Genomic DNA, 14213 nt, shown 5'->3' with positions numbered 1-14213 from the left:
TGGTTATTTCGGCCGGACACTCGAAAAACCCGGTTTTTTCAGTGAACTCAATCTTAAAAACGGGAAGTTGTTTTTAGACGCTCACTTAATGAAAGACTGGTCATCACTCCAGTACGGCATCGGGAACGTGGACGGGCTGGCGTTCGCCGCATTTGGTGCATTCGCCGGTGTCCCGGTTGACCTGGACGACCAGGCCACCGCAGAGGCGGCAGGGTTGGGGCAGCGGGCGCTTCCAACTGGTCCAGTCGCAGTCGGGGTAGTTGGCGCAGCCGTAGAAGACGCGCCCGCGACGGGTGCGTTTTTGCACCAGGTCGCCGCCGTCCTGGGGGCAGGCGACGCCGATTTTGTGTAGGATTTGTTCGGTATGCCGGCATTTCGGGAAATCACTACACCCGATAAACTTGCCAAACTTACTCTCGCGGTACACCAACGGCTGCCCACACGCAGGGCACGCCCGCCCCACCAACTCCGGCTCCTTCTTCAAATCCATCTTCGGGATCGCTTGATCCGCCTTCTCCAGGTCCTGGCTAAAGCGTCCATAGAAATCCCGCATCAGCGGAACCCACTCCCGCCCATCCACGATCTCATCCAGCTCACTCTCCATGCGCGCCGTAAAATTCACGGAAATAATGTCCGGGAAATGCTCCACCAACAAGTCATTGACCAGATACCCCGTTTCCGTGGGAACCAGGCGGCTCCCCTCGCGCACCACGTATCCCCGATTCTGGATCGTGGAAATAATCGACGCATACGTGCTGGGGCGGCCAATCTCGTTCTCTTCCATTTCCTTCACCAGCGTCGCCTCGGAGAAACGGGGCGGCGGCTGGGTGAATCGCTGTTCCGGCAGTAGTTTGATCAGATCGAGTGGCTCGTTGTCCTGCAAATCTGCCGGCACAACCACATCATCCTCCTCCCCGTTTTCCTCCTTCGACTCCTCGTACAACGCCAGGAAACCGGCAAAACGCAGCGTCGAACCCGTCGCGCGGAAAAGATATGGTCGCTTCGTTAACGGCGTCGCCGCTTTGCCGGCATAAATATCCACCGAAACCGTGTCGTAAACGGCGGGGGCCATCTGGCTGGCGACAAACCGATCCCAGATAAGCTTATACAGGCGATATTGATCCCGCGACAAATGCGACTTCATCTGCTGCGGCGTCCGCTGCACCGACGTGGGTCGAATCGCCTCGTGCGCCTCCTGCGCCGTCTTCGAGCGCGTCTTATACACCGGCGGCGTCTCCGGCACGTACTCCTTGCCAAACGCCGCCGCAATGTACGCGCGCGCCGTCGTTTCCGCCTCTTTCGACACGGAAACACTGTCCGTGCGCATATACGTGATCAGACCCGTGGAGCCTTCCGCGCCAATATCCACCCCCTCGTACAGTTGCTGCGCCACCCGCATGGTCTTACTCGTGCCAAAATTCAGCCGGCGGGACGCTTCCTGCTGCATCGTGCTGGTCGTAAAAGGCGCGGACGGGCGGCGCGTGCGCTTGCCCAGCCGCACTTTGCCCACCTTCCAATCCGCCGTCCGCAGCGCATCCAGGTGCGGCTGCACTTCCGCGGCGGAGGACAGCGTCGGCTCCTCCCCGTTCAGGCGATGCAACCGCGCCACGAAGGTCAGCCGCTGCCGCGCCTGGCGGTATTTCTCCTGGCTCAATTCCGCCTTGATCAGCCAGTATTCTTGCGGCTGGAAATCGTCGATCTCCCGCTCACGCTCCGCCACCAGGCGCAGCGCCACGGACTGCACGCGCCCGGCGCTGAGGCCACGCCGCACTTTGCGCCATAGCAGCGGGCTGAGCTTGTACCCCACAAGGCGGTCAAGAATGCGGCGCGTCTGTTGCGCGTCCACACGCCGCATGTCAATCTGGCGCGGGTGCTGGAACGCTTCCAAAATGGCCGATTTCGTAATTTCATGGAAAACGACCCGCTGCGTCCGCCGTGGATCCATGTTAGCGGATTCTAAAACGTGCCAGGCAATCGCCTCTCCTTCTCGGTCCGGGTCCGTTGCCAGGTAAATCTCGCTCGCCTTGGCGGCGGCGGCTTCCAGTTCTTTCACCACGGCGCGTTTGTCATTGGGCACACGGTACTCGGGCGTAAAATCGTTCTCAATATCCACGCTGAGGCGGGACTTGAGCAGATCGCGCACATGCCCGACACTGGACTTAACTGTGTAGCCACGGCCCAGGTAACGCCCGATGGTTCTGGCCTTTGCCGGAGATTCGACGACGACGAGCTTGCCGCTACGTTTCTCGCGGGATGTGGATTTCGCCGTTTGACTTTTGCCCGCCTTCCCCTTTTTACCGGAGTTCGCTTTCTTGGAAGCGGCTTTCTTCCGCGCGCCCGCCGTCACTTCTGGCTTAGGCAACGTGTCATGGGCAGGCGTATGCCCACGGCGATAGATGTTCGCGCCGCAGACGGCGCATTTTCCGCGTGTGGCCGGCGCGCCGTTAGACGCCCATTCGGGGCGCGGGTCTTGCAGCACGCGCGTTTCTTTACATTTCAGGCAGTAGCCTTCTAAAGGTGTTTGTTCACTCATCATAGTTGGGACAATGTGTCAAAAGACGCCAAAAAACGACAGTTTTTCCGCTTGTTGGAAGTACTCCTGAGGCAACGGGCCACGGAGGTAGGTTAAAAAACGGTTTCCGCGGAAGAAACCGGGGTTTTCGGTGTTCAGTTGTACATTCTCGACTTTTGGGGGAAACGCAGCCTGAGCTTGTCGAAGGCCGTTGGTTTCGACAGGCTCAACCAACGTTCCCACCCTTTATTGAGAAGGTACGTTCAGTTCAGTCGAAGGCCGTTGGTTTCGACAGGCTCAACCAACGTTCCCGCCCTTTATTGAGAAGGTACGTTCAGTTCAACTGAAGTGTTCCAGGTCTGTTCCTTCCAGACCATTAACCACTTTTTTCACCAACGGTATGTGATCTTTGTGTACGACGAGGATCGCGTCTTCCGTGTTGACGACGATCATGCCTTCCAGACCTATGGCCACCAGCAGTTTGTCGGCTTCATAGTTGTACAGTAGCGAGTCGCGTGAGGCTTGGGACCGAACCAGGCCCTTGGTCACGTTGTCTTCAGCGTGGGGGCTGATAGCCTCTTTAAGGGCGTATAGCGTGCCCGGGTCGCTCCAGCCCATTTCACCGTGGAGGACGAGCGCGGATTGTGCCGGCAAATGCGTCAGAATCGCATCATCAAAACTCATCTCCGGCAGCGTCGCGTACACACGCGCCAACGTCCGCGCATAATCTGGCTGGCCGATGGTCGCGCCAATCTCTTCCAGACTGGCCCACATTTCCGGCTGATAGGTGCGGTAGGCGTCGCACACGAAACCCACCGTGGTCACGAAGTAGCCCGTATTCCACACATGCGAGCCGGCGGCCATCATATGCCGGCATTCTTCCAACGGCGGGCGATACGTAAGCGACTCAAACCCATAGTAGGGCCAGCCATCCATACTGCCACGCTGAGGCCCCAGACCAATCCAACCCAGATTCTCGTTAGCGAAACGGGGCGTTTCTCCGATAAACAGAATGTCAGCCTTTTTTTGTTGTATCAGTTGTTCAGCGATTGTCAAGACCCGTCTGAACGTGTCCACATCGGCCATCGTGTTGTCGCCCCACAGAATCGCCACCGTATCCGTGGGCGACGCCATATGCGCCAGATGGATCATAGACAGACCCACGGCTGCCGCCAGATCGCGCCGCATCGGTTCCCCAATCAGGTGCGCGACCGCAATCCGCGGCAACTGCCGTGCCACCAGGGGCACATACCGCTCGTTAGTGGAAATAAAGATATTCTCCAGACCACACAAATCTTCCACCCGCTCAACCGCAAGCTGCAAAGTCGAACGATCACCAATGATCGGCTCAAACTGCTTCGGTGAGCGCTGGCGACTGATCGGCCACAGGCGTCGCCCCGTGCCACCGGCAAAAATGACTACTTTCATCCTCAAAACCTCATTGTTGCTGCCCGGCAAACCATCAACCTTTCTGGAAGCTGCGAGCTTCCAGAAAGATGCCCAGAAACAGTTACACGACTACACCTGATAATCAGGACCGGATTCCCGGAATGAAACATAATTCATTCCCCCCACTTGCCGCGTCATACCCTTCAGTTCCATCAACGTCAGGGTGCTGCTGACCAGGGCGCTGGGCAGCCCGGCTTGTCGCGCCAGATCATCGATGTGGGTGGGCTGCGGGGACAGCAGCGACAAAAGCGCCGCTTCCTCCGCCGTCTCCGGTAACGCCATCTGCACCGCAACACGCTCCGAGACCATGTTGATATTCAGTTCTTCCAGAATATCCTCCACGCCGGTTACGAGTTTGGCTCCGTTTTGAATGAGCCGGTTGGGTCCTTTACTCACGGGGCTGTTGATGTTACCGGGCACGGCGAACACGTCACGGTTTTGCTCCACGGCAAAATCCGCCGTGATGAGCGCCCCGCTACGTTCGCCCGCTTCGATAACCAACGTACCCAGCGAGAGGCCACTGATGACGCGGTTACGCGGGGGGAAGTTGCGCGCTTCCGGCTGCACACCCAGCGCATATTCGGTCATCACCACGCCATGATCATCCTGGGGAATACGCGCGGCCAGGGGGCGGTTTTCCGGGGGATAGATGCAATCAAGGCCGGAGCCGAGGACGGCGATGGTGCGTCCTCCCATTTCCAGGGCGGTCTGATGGGCTATGGAGTCAATACCGCGAGCAAGGCCGCTGACGATGGTGACGCCGTTGCGTACGAGTCCTTCCACCAGCGTTTGCGTCACCTGGCGGCCATAGGCAGTCAGGCGGCGCGTCCCCACGACGGCAACGGCCCACTGGTCTACTTCGTTGATCCGGCCACGGGTGTAGAAGAGGGGGGGCGCGTCGGGAATCTCGCGCAAGTAGCGCGGGTAGGCAGGGTCGGCCCAGGTGAGGAGGGAAATGCCGGCATCTCCTACCATCCGCAGCCGTTCATCCAAATCCAACGTACGCCGCGCCTCAACCAGATTCGCTATCGCCCGCTGATCCAGGCCCAATCGCCGCAAATCCGGTTCACTCGCCTGCCACGCCTGCTCCACATCCGCAAAATAACTCAGCAACGCCTGTAATTTTGCCGGCCCAATCCCTTTTACCAGGTTAAAACCCAGCCAATACTTAAGGTCAGACATAAGAGCCAGAATACCACGCGCCTTCCGCGACTGTCAAATTCGCCCGCCCGGCGCGTCCCCTTCGCCTTACGAACGATCCCGCGGCAAAATCCCCGGCAGCAAATGAATCGTCACCAACTGCGCCGCAAAATCGATCTCCTTGACGACATCAGGCACATCCGGCAGCAGTATTTCCCCATACGGTCCCTGCACCACAAACACATTGTTCGCCGGCGTCTCCATCACCTCCACCAGCGTGCCCAACAACTCATCATCTTCGCTCACCACACGCAAACCCTCAAGCTGGTAAAGGTAATACTCTCCGTCCTCCAGGGGGATCGCCTCGGCAAACGGCACAAACAGCCACAATGAGCGCAGCGTCTCGGCGGTATTGCGGTCGTCGCAGCCGGCCAGTTTCAATAGCACGGCGTTTTGGTGAAAACGCGCCCCTTCGACGTCCATACAACGCGGCGAATCGGTGTCCGCTTCCTCACTCACGTACACCGCCCGCAGCCACGTAAATCGTTCCGGCACGTCAGTATGCACCATGACGCGCACCTCGCCGCGCACCCCGTGCGGTCGCACAATCTGACCGATTAACAAGAAACGAGGCTCAGTGTCTGGTATCACCGAGCCTCGTGGGGCATCCGACTCTGGATGATGTGAACGCTGTTCTGTCAAAACGCAGCCCTCCTTCGAAAATAATCTTCCCGGAAGCTCAGTCACGGATGATGGTCCTGGGGTGCAGCTTCCGGGAAGATGTTGTCATGTGGGTGGTGAACGGTAGTCAGGACATGCCCGGCTGGTCACATGCCTATCCTGAACGGCTTTGAGGCACTTGAGGCAGCGGCAACCAACAAGATCGGCTTGCCGCTGCCACCCTGCTAATCTTCCACAACTTCCAGGTTGACGCGCTGGCCTTGCTTGGCGGCCAACACCTGCACAATAGCACGAATAGAGTTGATGACGCGCCCCTGCTTACCAATGACGCGCCCCATATCACCATCAGCCACACTGAGTTCCAGGATAATGGTAGAGGCGCTCTTGATCTCGCGCACGCTCACCTGGTCAGAATTATCAACAAGTGATTTTACGATGTATTCGACAAGGTCCTTGTACATTCCTATGCTCCACGGGTAGAGTGACCACACGAGAAGTGCGCCGCTACGATACTGTCCGAATTCCTGTAAACCATGCCGCTTACAATGCTTCTATAAGCCGCAAGCAAACGACTTGCCCCAAGACATTCGCCCAGCGGCGACGCATGGCCGTTATTGCCGGCACTTTTGCCACCCGGTGTAATCGCCGAAATGGGTTATTCTTCTTCGTCCAGCGGCATTTCCGCCACCATCACTGCCTCGGCGACGGCGACCGTTCCGGCAACCGCTTCCGCCGCCGGCGCGGGGGCAGCGCCCGTTTCCATCAGAGGCACGCCCTCATATTCGGCAACCAGCGCCTGCAATGTTTCGCCCGCATGTAGCCGCGCCAGGCGGTCATATGTGCCTTGCTTCTCCAGCAAACGGCGCACGGCATCCGAGGGCTGCGCGCCGACGCTGAGCCAATACAGCGCCCGCTCTTCTTCTATTTTGTAGGTGACGGGATCGGTGAGGGGATTGTAGAAACCTATGAGTTCTACGTAACGACCATCACGCTTGGCCTCCACATCAGCCACGACCACACGATAGTGAGGTTGTCTTTTTTTGCCTACACGGCTCAAACGAATTCTCAGCATTGTTTTGAAATCTCCAGATCGGAAAGTATTGGCCGTAACGGCGCTGGCACTGCGTCTTCGCCAGGCCCTTACTTCATGTTACATGCGCCCGCTGAAAAGGTTATTCAGGGCGCTGCGGCGACCGCCGCGCTTGAAATTTCTCATCATCTCCTGCATTTCACGGAATTGCTTCAGGAGGACGTTGACATCTTGCACGGACGTTCCTGAACCTTTGGCAATACGGCGCTTGCGGCTGGCTTTGATGATCTTGGGATTGCGACGCTCTTCCGCCGTCATGGATTGGATGATCGCCTCTACCCGTTTCAGTTCTCCCTCCGCGCCACTAAGATCCACATCTTTCGCCATCTTGTTGATGCCGGGGACCATCTCCAGCAACTGGGCAATCGGCCCCAGTTTTTTCATTTGCTGCATCTGGCTTAGGAAGTCATCCAGGTTGAATTCCCCTTCCATGAGGCGTTTGCCCGCCCGCTGCGCTTCTTCCTGGTCCAGTTCCTGCTGCGCCCGTTCGATTAGCGTGAGAACATCCCCCATGCCCAGAATGCGATTTGCCAGGCGGTCGGGGTGGAATACTTCAATGGCGCTTAATTTCTCGCCCGTGCCCAGGAATTTAATCGGTACGCCGGTGACTTCGCGCATGGAAATGGCCGCGCCGCCGCGGGCGTCACCGTCAATTTTGGTCAGGATGAGGCCGGTGATGTTGACGGCGTTGTTGAAGTCCGTGGCCACACGTACGGCTTGCTGCCCCGTCATGGCGTCCGCCACGAGAAGTGTTTCGATGGGTTGGACGCGGGTCTTGATCGCCTTGATCTCGTCCATCATCATTTCGTCAATGTTCAAACGGCCCGCCGTGTCCAGAATAACGACCGTTGCTCCGGTAGCTTTGGCTTGTTTGACGCCATTGGCGCAGATGTCAGGGGGACGCGATGTGGTTCCTTCGCTATAGACGGGGATGTCTAACTGCTTGCCCAAGGTTTGCAACTGGTCAATAGCCGCGGGGCGGTAGGTGTCCGCGGCCACTAGCAGCGGGCGGCTGCCACCTCGGCGCAGATGCAAGGCCAGTTTGGCAGCCATGGTGGTTTTGCCCGCGCCTTGCAAGCCAACGAGCATGATGATGGTGGGAGATTGACGACCCAGTTCCAGGCGTCCCGCTTCACCAAGTGTGCGCTCCAGCTCTTCGTTGACAATTTTCACCACCATTTGGCCGGGCGTGAGGCTGGTCATGACTTCTTGACCAACGGCACGTTCGCGCACGCGGGCCACGAAGCTTTTCACAACCTTGTAGTTGACATCGGCTTCCAGCAGGGCGAGGCGGACTTCGCGCATGGCAAGATCGACGTCGGCTTCGGTGAGTTTGCCACGTCGTTTCAGGCCATCAAAAACGGTTTGCAGGCGATTGCCCAGCGATTCAAACATGGTGTGTTATGTCCTTGTGCCAACGGTGAAGCCGGGTGGGTTCTTCCGTTAACCAGACAAAAGTTACCCAGGCCATGCCTGGCATGGCGCAAAAAGGTCAGGATCAACTGCTCAAGACGGGAATGCCGGCATTTGGGTCACCCCATGCCAGCCTCGGATAGATAATCCGGCCAACTGCGCGCAAGCGCCAACACGCGCTTCCGCGCATTGCCAGGCTGAAAATTCTAACGCAGCCTTGTATCCGCGTCAAGGTAAGATAAAATGAAAAACCCGCCGCGAACTTAAGCAGGCTCTTGCAGCGCGTTTGCCGCCGCCAGCAGCGCCTCCACGCGGTTGGTGCGTTCCCACGGGGCGTCAATGTCGTCGCGGCCAAAGTGGCCGTAGGCAGCCGTGGCCTGGTAAATGGGGCGGCGCAGTTCCAGATCGCGCACAATCGCGCCCGGACGCAAGTCAAAGCACCCCTCAATCAGGCTCACGAGCAGATCGTTGTCCAGTTTGCCCGTGCCGAAAGTCTCCACGCTAATGCTGATGGGGTGGGCCACGCCAATGGCATAAGCGACTTGCACTTCACAGCGTTCTGCCAAATCGGCGGCGACGATATTCTTGGCCACCCAGCGAGCCGCATAGGCGGCGCTGCGGTCCACTTTGGTGCAATCTTTGCCGCTAAATGCGCCACCGCCGTGCCGCCCCATGCCGCCATAAGTGTCCACGATGATCTTGCGCCCGGTAAGACCGGCATCGCCCATGGGACCACCGACGACGAAGCGTCCGGTGGGGTTGATGAAGATGCGCATATCGTCGTCTACGAGGTGCGGCGGCAAAACCGGGCGAATAACGTGTTCGATAATGCCGGCATGAACCTCTTCCTGGGACAATTCCGGGGCGTGCTGTGAACTCACCAGCACCGTATGAATACGCTTCGGCCGGCCATAACTGTACTCCACCGTCACCTGCGTCTTTCCATCTGGACGCACCCAGGGCAGCGTTCCATCCCGGCGCACCTGCGACAATCGCCGCGCCAGTTTGTGCGCCATGTCAATCGGCAGCGGCATCAACGATTCCGTCTCGTTGCAGGCAAACCCAAACATCATCCCCTGGTCCCCGGCTCCAATCGACTCAATAAGCGCCTCCTCGCTCCCATTGCCGCGAAACTCCAGGGCACGGTTCACGCCCTGCGCAATATCCGGGCTTTGCTTCGCCAGGGCGACGAGGACGCTGCACGTCTCGGCGTCAAACCCTTTCTTGCTGTCGTCAAAACCGATGTCGCGCACTACGTTGCGTACCAGTTCATCATAATTGACCTGCGCCGTGGTGGTGATCTCCCCAAAGATCAGAACCATGCCCGTTTTCACAGCCGTCTCACAGGCGACGCGACCATAGGGGTCCTGGGACATGATGGCGTCCAGCACGGCGTCACTGATCTGATCACACATTTTGTCTGGGTGGCCTTCCGTGACCGATTCGGACGTGAAGAGCAAGTGTGGTGCGTTCATAAAGGAATGACTCATGATTACCTCCATTCTCTGAATTTTCCCCGCTGGTCCGTTGCGCGGCAGAGGGGCGCGGAAAACGTGCGCCGGGCGCGGAAAACGTGCGCCGGGCGCGGAAAACGTGCGCCGGGCGCGGAATACGTGCGCCGGGCAAAAACAACGTGCGCCGTGGCGCGGCGTAAGCAAAAAAAAGCCCCTTGCAAGGCAAGAGGCTACAGGTCAGTGCTGGCTTCTTATCTTCCAAGTTCAATCCTGACGGACTTAGCACCTGTCCCTGATTTCAGGGGGTTGCTGCAGTTTCATCGGGCCGGTCCCTCCACTGCTCTTGATAAGGATATGGCTATGTGATTTTTTAGGTGGTGGCGCGGCCAGCCCAAAAAAACCGCGCATAATCGAATTGACCAAAAAGTATACCTGAACGAAAGGAGATGTCAAACGGGGATTGCGCGGCGCGAAGCTGATCGCTTGACAAAGTGTACTAGAAACACTATACTACCCAACAGGATTTAGTGTAACAAACACACTTATGGAGCGCGTATGATTGTTAGCCAGGCAACCCACATCGGACGGGCACACCGCTTGATGCACCAGAACGGACAGGATTATGCAAATGCCGGCATTCTCCCCCCCCACCACAGCTTCGGCATCGTCCTGGACGGCTGCGGCAGCAAATACCGCCAGGAAAGCGAAGTCACACCCTCCGCCAACGAAGTCGGCGCGCGCCTGTTGGGGCAATTCATCAGCAGTTGGCTGCACGCCAGCGACCTGGACCGGCGCGCGGACGAAATCGTCGCCCAACTACACCAGGCCACCCTCACCTTTCTCCGCCAGCTAACCACGGCCATCCCCTTCGCCAACGACGATGCCCGCACCCGCTTCATCGCCACGCAGCTACTCTGCACCGTCGTCGGCTTCGTGGCGCGGCCACGGGATGCCTTCTTCTTCTGGGCCGGGGATGGCTGCCTGGGCATCAACGAGGAAGTGATTATCCTGGAGAGCGACAATCGCCCCGATTACCTGGCCTACGCGCTTCTGGACGATCACCCCCACCCCTTCCACACCCTTTCCGTGCGCCGGCGGGAGACGCTCACCCGCCTGGCCGTCGCTACCGATGGCTGGCAACCCGACCAACTGCGCCAACTGTGCCAGCCACTGACCAGCCTGGCCTTGCAGCGCCAGGTCAATCAGCAGGCGCAGCAGCGCGGTTTCTTCGAAGACGATGGCGGCATTGCCATCTGCTGGCTATGACAACCACCTTCCCGGAAGCTGTAATGAAACACTTTCGGCTTGAAATGGAGCTTCCGGGAAGATTTACCACCGGATACGATCATGAACCCACTCTATATCGGCGGCAAACGGGTAAAGCTGCAAGCCACGGACCTGATCCAGGCGGGCGGCGAAGGTATGGTTTTTCGCTGGCAGGGGCAGGCGGTGAAGGTGTACCACCAGCCGCAGCCAGGGCATGGGCAAAAACTGGCGTATTGGCGGCAAAACGATCTGGCGCGCCAGGTTCCCGACGTGCTGCTTGGTCCCACGGACCTGGTAACGGATAAACAGGGGATGGTGCAGGGGTTTGTGATGCCGGCATTGCCGGCCACCACCCACCCCATGAAACAACTCGCCAACCCCAACTTCACCGCCCGCCACCAGTTCGACCCCCGCCACGTCATCCTCTGGCTGCAACACGCCCACAACACCCTCACACGGCTACATCGCCTGGGCATCGTCGTCGGCGACCTCAACGACCACAACCTCTTCTTTGCGCGCCCCACCCCCGGCGGCCACGCCATCACCTACTGGATTGACGTAGACAGCTACCAGTTTGGCGGCTTCCCCTGCCCCGTGGCCATGGAAGCCTTCCTCGATCCCCACCTGGCCGGCGTAGGCGACCTCAGCCGGCAACCCGTCTTCGCGCCAGACACCGATTGGTACGCCTTCTTCGTGCTGCTGGTGAAGAGCCTGCTGCAAGTCCACCCTTTTGGCGGCGTTCATCCCCAGCACAAGACCCTCCCCGCCCGCATCGGCGCGGGCGTGACCATTCTCTCCCCAGACGTGACCTACCCCCGGCGCGCCCGCCCCGTGGAAACGCTTTCCGACGACCTGCTGCATCATCTGGACGCCGTTTTTGCGCGTGGTCGGCGGTCCCCGTTTCCCGCCTCGCTGCTCGCTGACTACGCGAATAGTCTGATGACGTGCGCCCACTGCGGGCAGGTCTATCCCCGAGAACGCGCGCACTGCCCCGGATGCCGGCAGCAGCACACCCCCCCCGCCCCGGCCATCCAGCGCGGTCGGCTCCATTTCCGCCTGCTGCTGCACGCGGACGGGCTGATCACCCAGGTCGCCGTCATGCCCTCAGGCCGCATCCAGGCCATCGTGCGCGCCGGGCGGGAATACCGCCTCGTGCGCGCGGGCGTCGGCGGCGTCCTGGAAGATGTGCCTCTCTTCACAGGAGAAGCGGATTATCACTTCGCCTTCTGGGGGCAAAACCTGGTCGTAAATCAGACCGGAACGGACCAACTGCTGCTGCTGGAAGCCACGGCGGCCGGTTTCCGGCCCGCCACGCGCCTGCAAACGGCCATGTTCCGGCAGGAAGCGGTGTTCGCGGCCACGGACCATCATCTCTTTCGGCTGGCAAATGGCTACCTGATGCGCGGCGCATGGCAGCAAGGGCATTTTGTGGAGAGTATTGCCGCCGACGCGCGCCGAGATCAGACGCAGTTCTGGGCCGCGCCCGATTCGCCGCTGGCGTTGGGCTTCTATCGCCTGTTTGCCGACCATCATTTCTTTATGATGACGGAGAAGGGGGAGATGCTGCCGTTGTCGCCGATGTTGCCGACGGCTGCCGGCATTATCCGTGACACGGCCGCCCTATTCAACGCCAATCACGCCGCGCTGCTGCTGCAAACGTCCCACAAAGGACAGGAAACAACGCATACGCGGCTCTATGACCGGCGCGGCGGGCTGCGGCACGAGTGGCGGAGCGATACGGACACCGCGCCGCTGACCGGGCGGGCTTTGTTGGGCGAGACGGTGCTGTGGGCGACGGATGCCGGCATTCACAAGCAAAACGCCACCGGTCAAACCCTCCTCAGCGACAGCGCCGGCCACGTTGCCGCCGGCGACCTGCTGCACGCCCACCCTCAGGGGCTGCTCATTCAGCAAGCCTCACGGCTGTGGCTGGCGACCGGCAAGTAATTTCAGCAAATTCCCCCTTGACAAAGTGTAGCAGATACACTATACTTTTCCGCAAGTTAGTGTTCACAAAACACTAACCGCAACCGGCAGGCGTATAATCATGTACGCGGCAGCTTCCTGGAGGCTAGATGCTGCTTCCAAGAAGATGAAATGATGAGACTTGTTGTCCGACGGACCTTCCTGGATGCGAAAGGAGCAATCATGACCGACTTTCCCCGCTTTTACGATCCCAGCCGCATTGGCACGCTGTTTTATCCTGACAAGGCCACTATCGCCGCCGAAGCATTGGGCACGAATCTACCCGCGGCTGCCGCGGACAAGTTTAAGACGCACCTGGTGATCATTGACATGCAGGTGGATTTCTGCCACACGCGCGGCAGTCTGAATGTGCCCGGCGCGTTGGGTGACATTCAACGATTGACGGAGTTTATCTATCGGAATGCCGGCATCCTCACCAACATCACCTGCTCCCTCGACTCCCACCTCCCCTTCCAGATTTTCCATCCCGCCTGGTGGGCGGACGCCGACGGAACCCATCCCTCCCCCTTCACCATCATCACCTGGGAAGACATCAAGCAAGGCAAATGGCGCCCCCTGATCGCGCCCGCGGCCTCCACCAACTACGTCAAACAGCTAGAGAAGCAAGCGAAGAAGCAGCTTACCATCTGGCCCTTCCACGTCATGATTGGCAGTGCCGGCAACATGCTCGACCAGGAACTGTGGTCCGCCATCTTCTGGCACGCCCTCGCCCGCAAAAGCCAGCCCGCCTGGCTCACCAAAGGCAGCATCCCGCTCACCGAACATTACTCCATCATCCAGCCAGAAGTGCCCGTACCCAACCACCCCCTGGGCGGCAAAAACAAGGCATTCCTGGACACGCTGGCGGAAGCGGACGCCATCGTCATCGCCGGCGAAGCGGAAAGCCACTGCGTCCTGGAAACAGTCGAAGACATCGTCGAAGATTTCGCCGGCGACCCGCGCACGCTGCAAAAAATCTACTTCCTGCGCGACTGCACCTCGCCCGTGCTGCATCCCGACGTAGACTTCCACGCCATCGCCATGCAGCGATTCGCCGAATTCGAGAAAATGGGCGTCAACTTCATCAACAGCACCGACCCCCTGCCCTTCCTCGCGCACACCCAGGCCCGGCACGCATAACCAAAGCGGGGCGGCGCGCCACCCGCGCGCCGCCCCGCCCACGGCCTGACAAACCCAAAAACAATCCCATTCCATCCCCGCAGACGATGACGGCCACGTCGCC

Annotated in this window: 11 protein-coding genes and 1 riboswitch; of the genes, 3 read left to right on the top strand and 8 right to left on the bottom strand. The window is 59.4% G+C overall.

Going from position 1 to position 14213, the window contains the following annotated elements:
- Positions 1–103: 103 nt before the first annotated feature.
- The 8 genes from topA to H6650_19210 all read right to left on the bottom strand — a co-directional run bounded on the left by topA (position 104) and on the right by H6650_19210 (position 9775).
- Entirely contained in the window at positions 104–2533 is a 2430-nt protein-coding gene (gene topA / locus H6650_19245) for a type I DNA topoisomerase (protein ID MCB8954145.1), read from the bottom strand.
- A 318-nt stretch (positions 2534–2851) separates the two neighbouring features.
- Positions 2852–3940, bottom strand: coding sequence for a mannose-1-phosphate guanylyltransferase (locus H6650_19240; GenBank protein ID MCB8954144.1), 1089 nt, complete (start codon positions 3938–3940; stop codon positions 2852–2854).
- 90 nt (positions 3941–4030) lie between these two features.
- Positions 4031–5143: a DNA-protecting protein DprA gene (dprA, locus tag H6650_19235; GenBank protein MCB8954143.1), complete on the bottom strand. Its 1113-nt coding sequence runs from the start codon at positions 5141–5143 to the stop codon at positions 4031–4033.
- 66 nt (positions 5144–5209) lie between these two features.
- A complete protein-coding gene (gene rimM, locus H6650_19230) occupies positions 5210–5752 on the bottom strand; it encodes a 16S rRNA processing protein RimM (GenBank protein MCB8954142.1) in 543 nt (180 codons plus the stop codon).
- A 254-nt stretch (positions 5753–6006) separates the two neighbouring features.
- Positions 6007–6243: a KH domain-containing protein gene (locus tag H6650_19225; protein MCB8954141.1), complete on the bottom strand. Its 237-nt coding sequence runs from the start codon at positions 6241–6243 to the stop codon at positions 6007–6009.
- A gap of 194 nt (positions 6244–6437) precedes the next feature.
- Positions 6438–6854 carry a 30S ribosomal protein S16 gene (gene rpsP / locus H6650_19220; GenBank protein ID MCB8954140.1) on the bottom strand — a complete coding sequence of 139 codons (417 nt, stop codon included), beginning with the start codon at positions 6852–6854 and terminating at the stop codon, positions 6438–6440.
- 78 nt (positions 6855–6932) lie between these two features.
- Complete coding sequence (gene ffh / locus H6650_19215; GenBank protein MCB8954139.1) at positions 6933–8267, bottom strand: signal recognition particle protein; 1335 nt, start codon at positions 8265–8267, stop codon at positions 6933–6935.
- 281 nt (positions 8268–8548) lie between these two features.
- Positions 8549–9775 (bottom strand): methionine adenosyltransferase, encoded by a 1227-nt coding sequence (locus H6650_19210; GenBank protein ID MCB8954138.1) that lies wholly within the window; start codon positions 9773–9775, stop codon positions 8549–8551.
- 212 nt (positions 9776–9987) lie between these two features.
- Positions 9988–10092, bottom strand: a riboswitch (SAM riboswitch).
- 202 nt (positions 10093–10294) lie between these two features.
- Here H6650_19210 and H6650_19205 point away from each other — a divergent pair.
- From H6650_19205 to H6650_19195, 3 genes are all read left to right on the top strand, one after another.
- Entirely contained in the window at positions 10295–11005 is a 711-nt protein-coding gene (locus H6650_19205; protein MCB8954137.1) for a protein phosphatase 2C domain-containing protein, read from the top strand.
- A gap of 81 nt (positions 11006–11086) precedes the next feature.
- Positions 11087–12952, top strand: coding sequence for a hypothetical protein (locus tag H6650_19200; protein ID MCB8954136.1), 1866 nt, complete (start codon positions 11087–11089; stop codon positions 12950–12952).
- Between the two features lie 201 nt (positions 12953–13153).
- Positions 13154–14110 (top strand): isochorismatase, encoded by a 957-nt coding sequence (locus tag H6650_19195; GenBank protein MCB8954135.1) that lies wholly within the window; start codon positions 13154–13156, stop codon positions 14108–14110.
- Positions 14111–14213: the final 103 nt, after the last annotated feature.

The sequence above is a fragment of the Ardenticatenales bacterium genome (assembly GCA_020634515.1).
Taxonomy (GTDB): domain Bacteria; phylum Chloroflexota; class Anaerolineae; order Promineifilales; family Promineifilaceae; genus JAGVTM01.
The sequence above is the reverse complement of the archived record's forward strand: the minus strand, read 5'-3'. Positions and strand labels throughout refer to the sequence as shown.

Bases quoted from the DNA above. Each gene is read 5' to 3' on its own strand.
- topA (MCB8954145.1), bottom strand. From the start codon at position 2,533: ATGAGTGAACAAACACCTTTAGAAGGCTACTGCCTGAAATGTAAAGAA.
- H6650_19240 (MCB8954144.1), bottom strand. From the start codon at position 3,940: ATGAAAGTAGTCATTTTTGCCGGTGGCACGGGGCGACGCCTGTGGCCG.
- dprA (MCB8954143.1), bottom strand. From the start codon at position 5,143: ATGTCTGACCTTAAGTATTGGCTGGGTTTTAACCTGGTAAAAGGGATT.
- H6650_19225 (MCB8954141.1), bottom strand. From the start codon at position 6,243: ATGTACAAGGACCTTGTCGAATACATCGTAAAATCACTTGTTGATAAT.
- rpsP (MCB8954140.1), bottom strand. From the start codon at position 6,854: ATGCTGAGAATTCGTTTGAGCCGTGTAGGCAAAAAAAGACAACCTCAC.
- ffh (MCB8954139.1), bottom strand. From the start codon at position 8,267: ATGTTTGAATCGCTGGGCAATCGCCTGCAAACCGTTTTTGATGGCCTG.
- H6650_19210 (MCB8954138.1), bottom strand. From the start codon at position 9,775: ATGAGTCATTCCTTTATGAACGCACCACACTTGCTCTTCACGTCCGAA.
- H6650_19205 (MCB8954137.1), top strand. From the start codon at position 10,295: ATGATTGTTAGCCAGGCAACCCACATCGGACGGGCACACCGCTTGATG.
- H6650_19200 (MCB8954136.1), top strand. From the start codon at position 11,087: ATGAACCCACTCTATATCGGCGGCAAACGGGTAAAGCTGCAAGCCACG.
- H6650_19195 (MCB8954135.1), top strand. From the start codon at position 13,154: ATGACCGACTTTCCCCGCTTTTACGATCCCAGCCGCATTGGCACGCTG.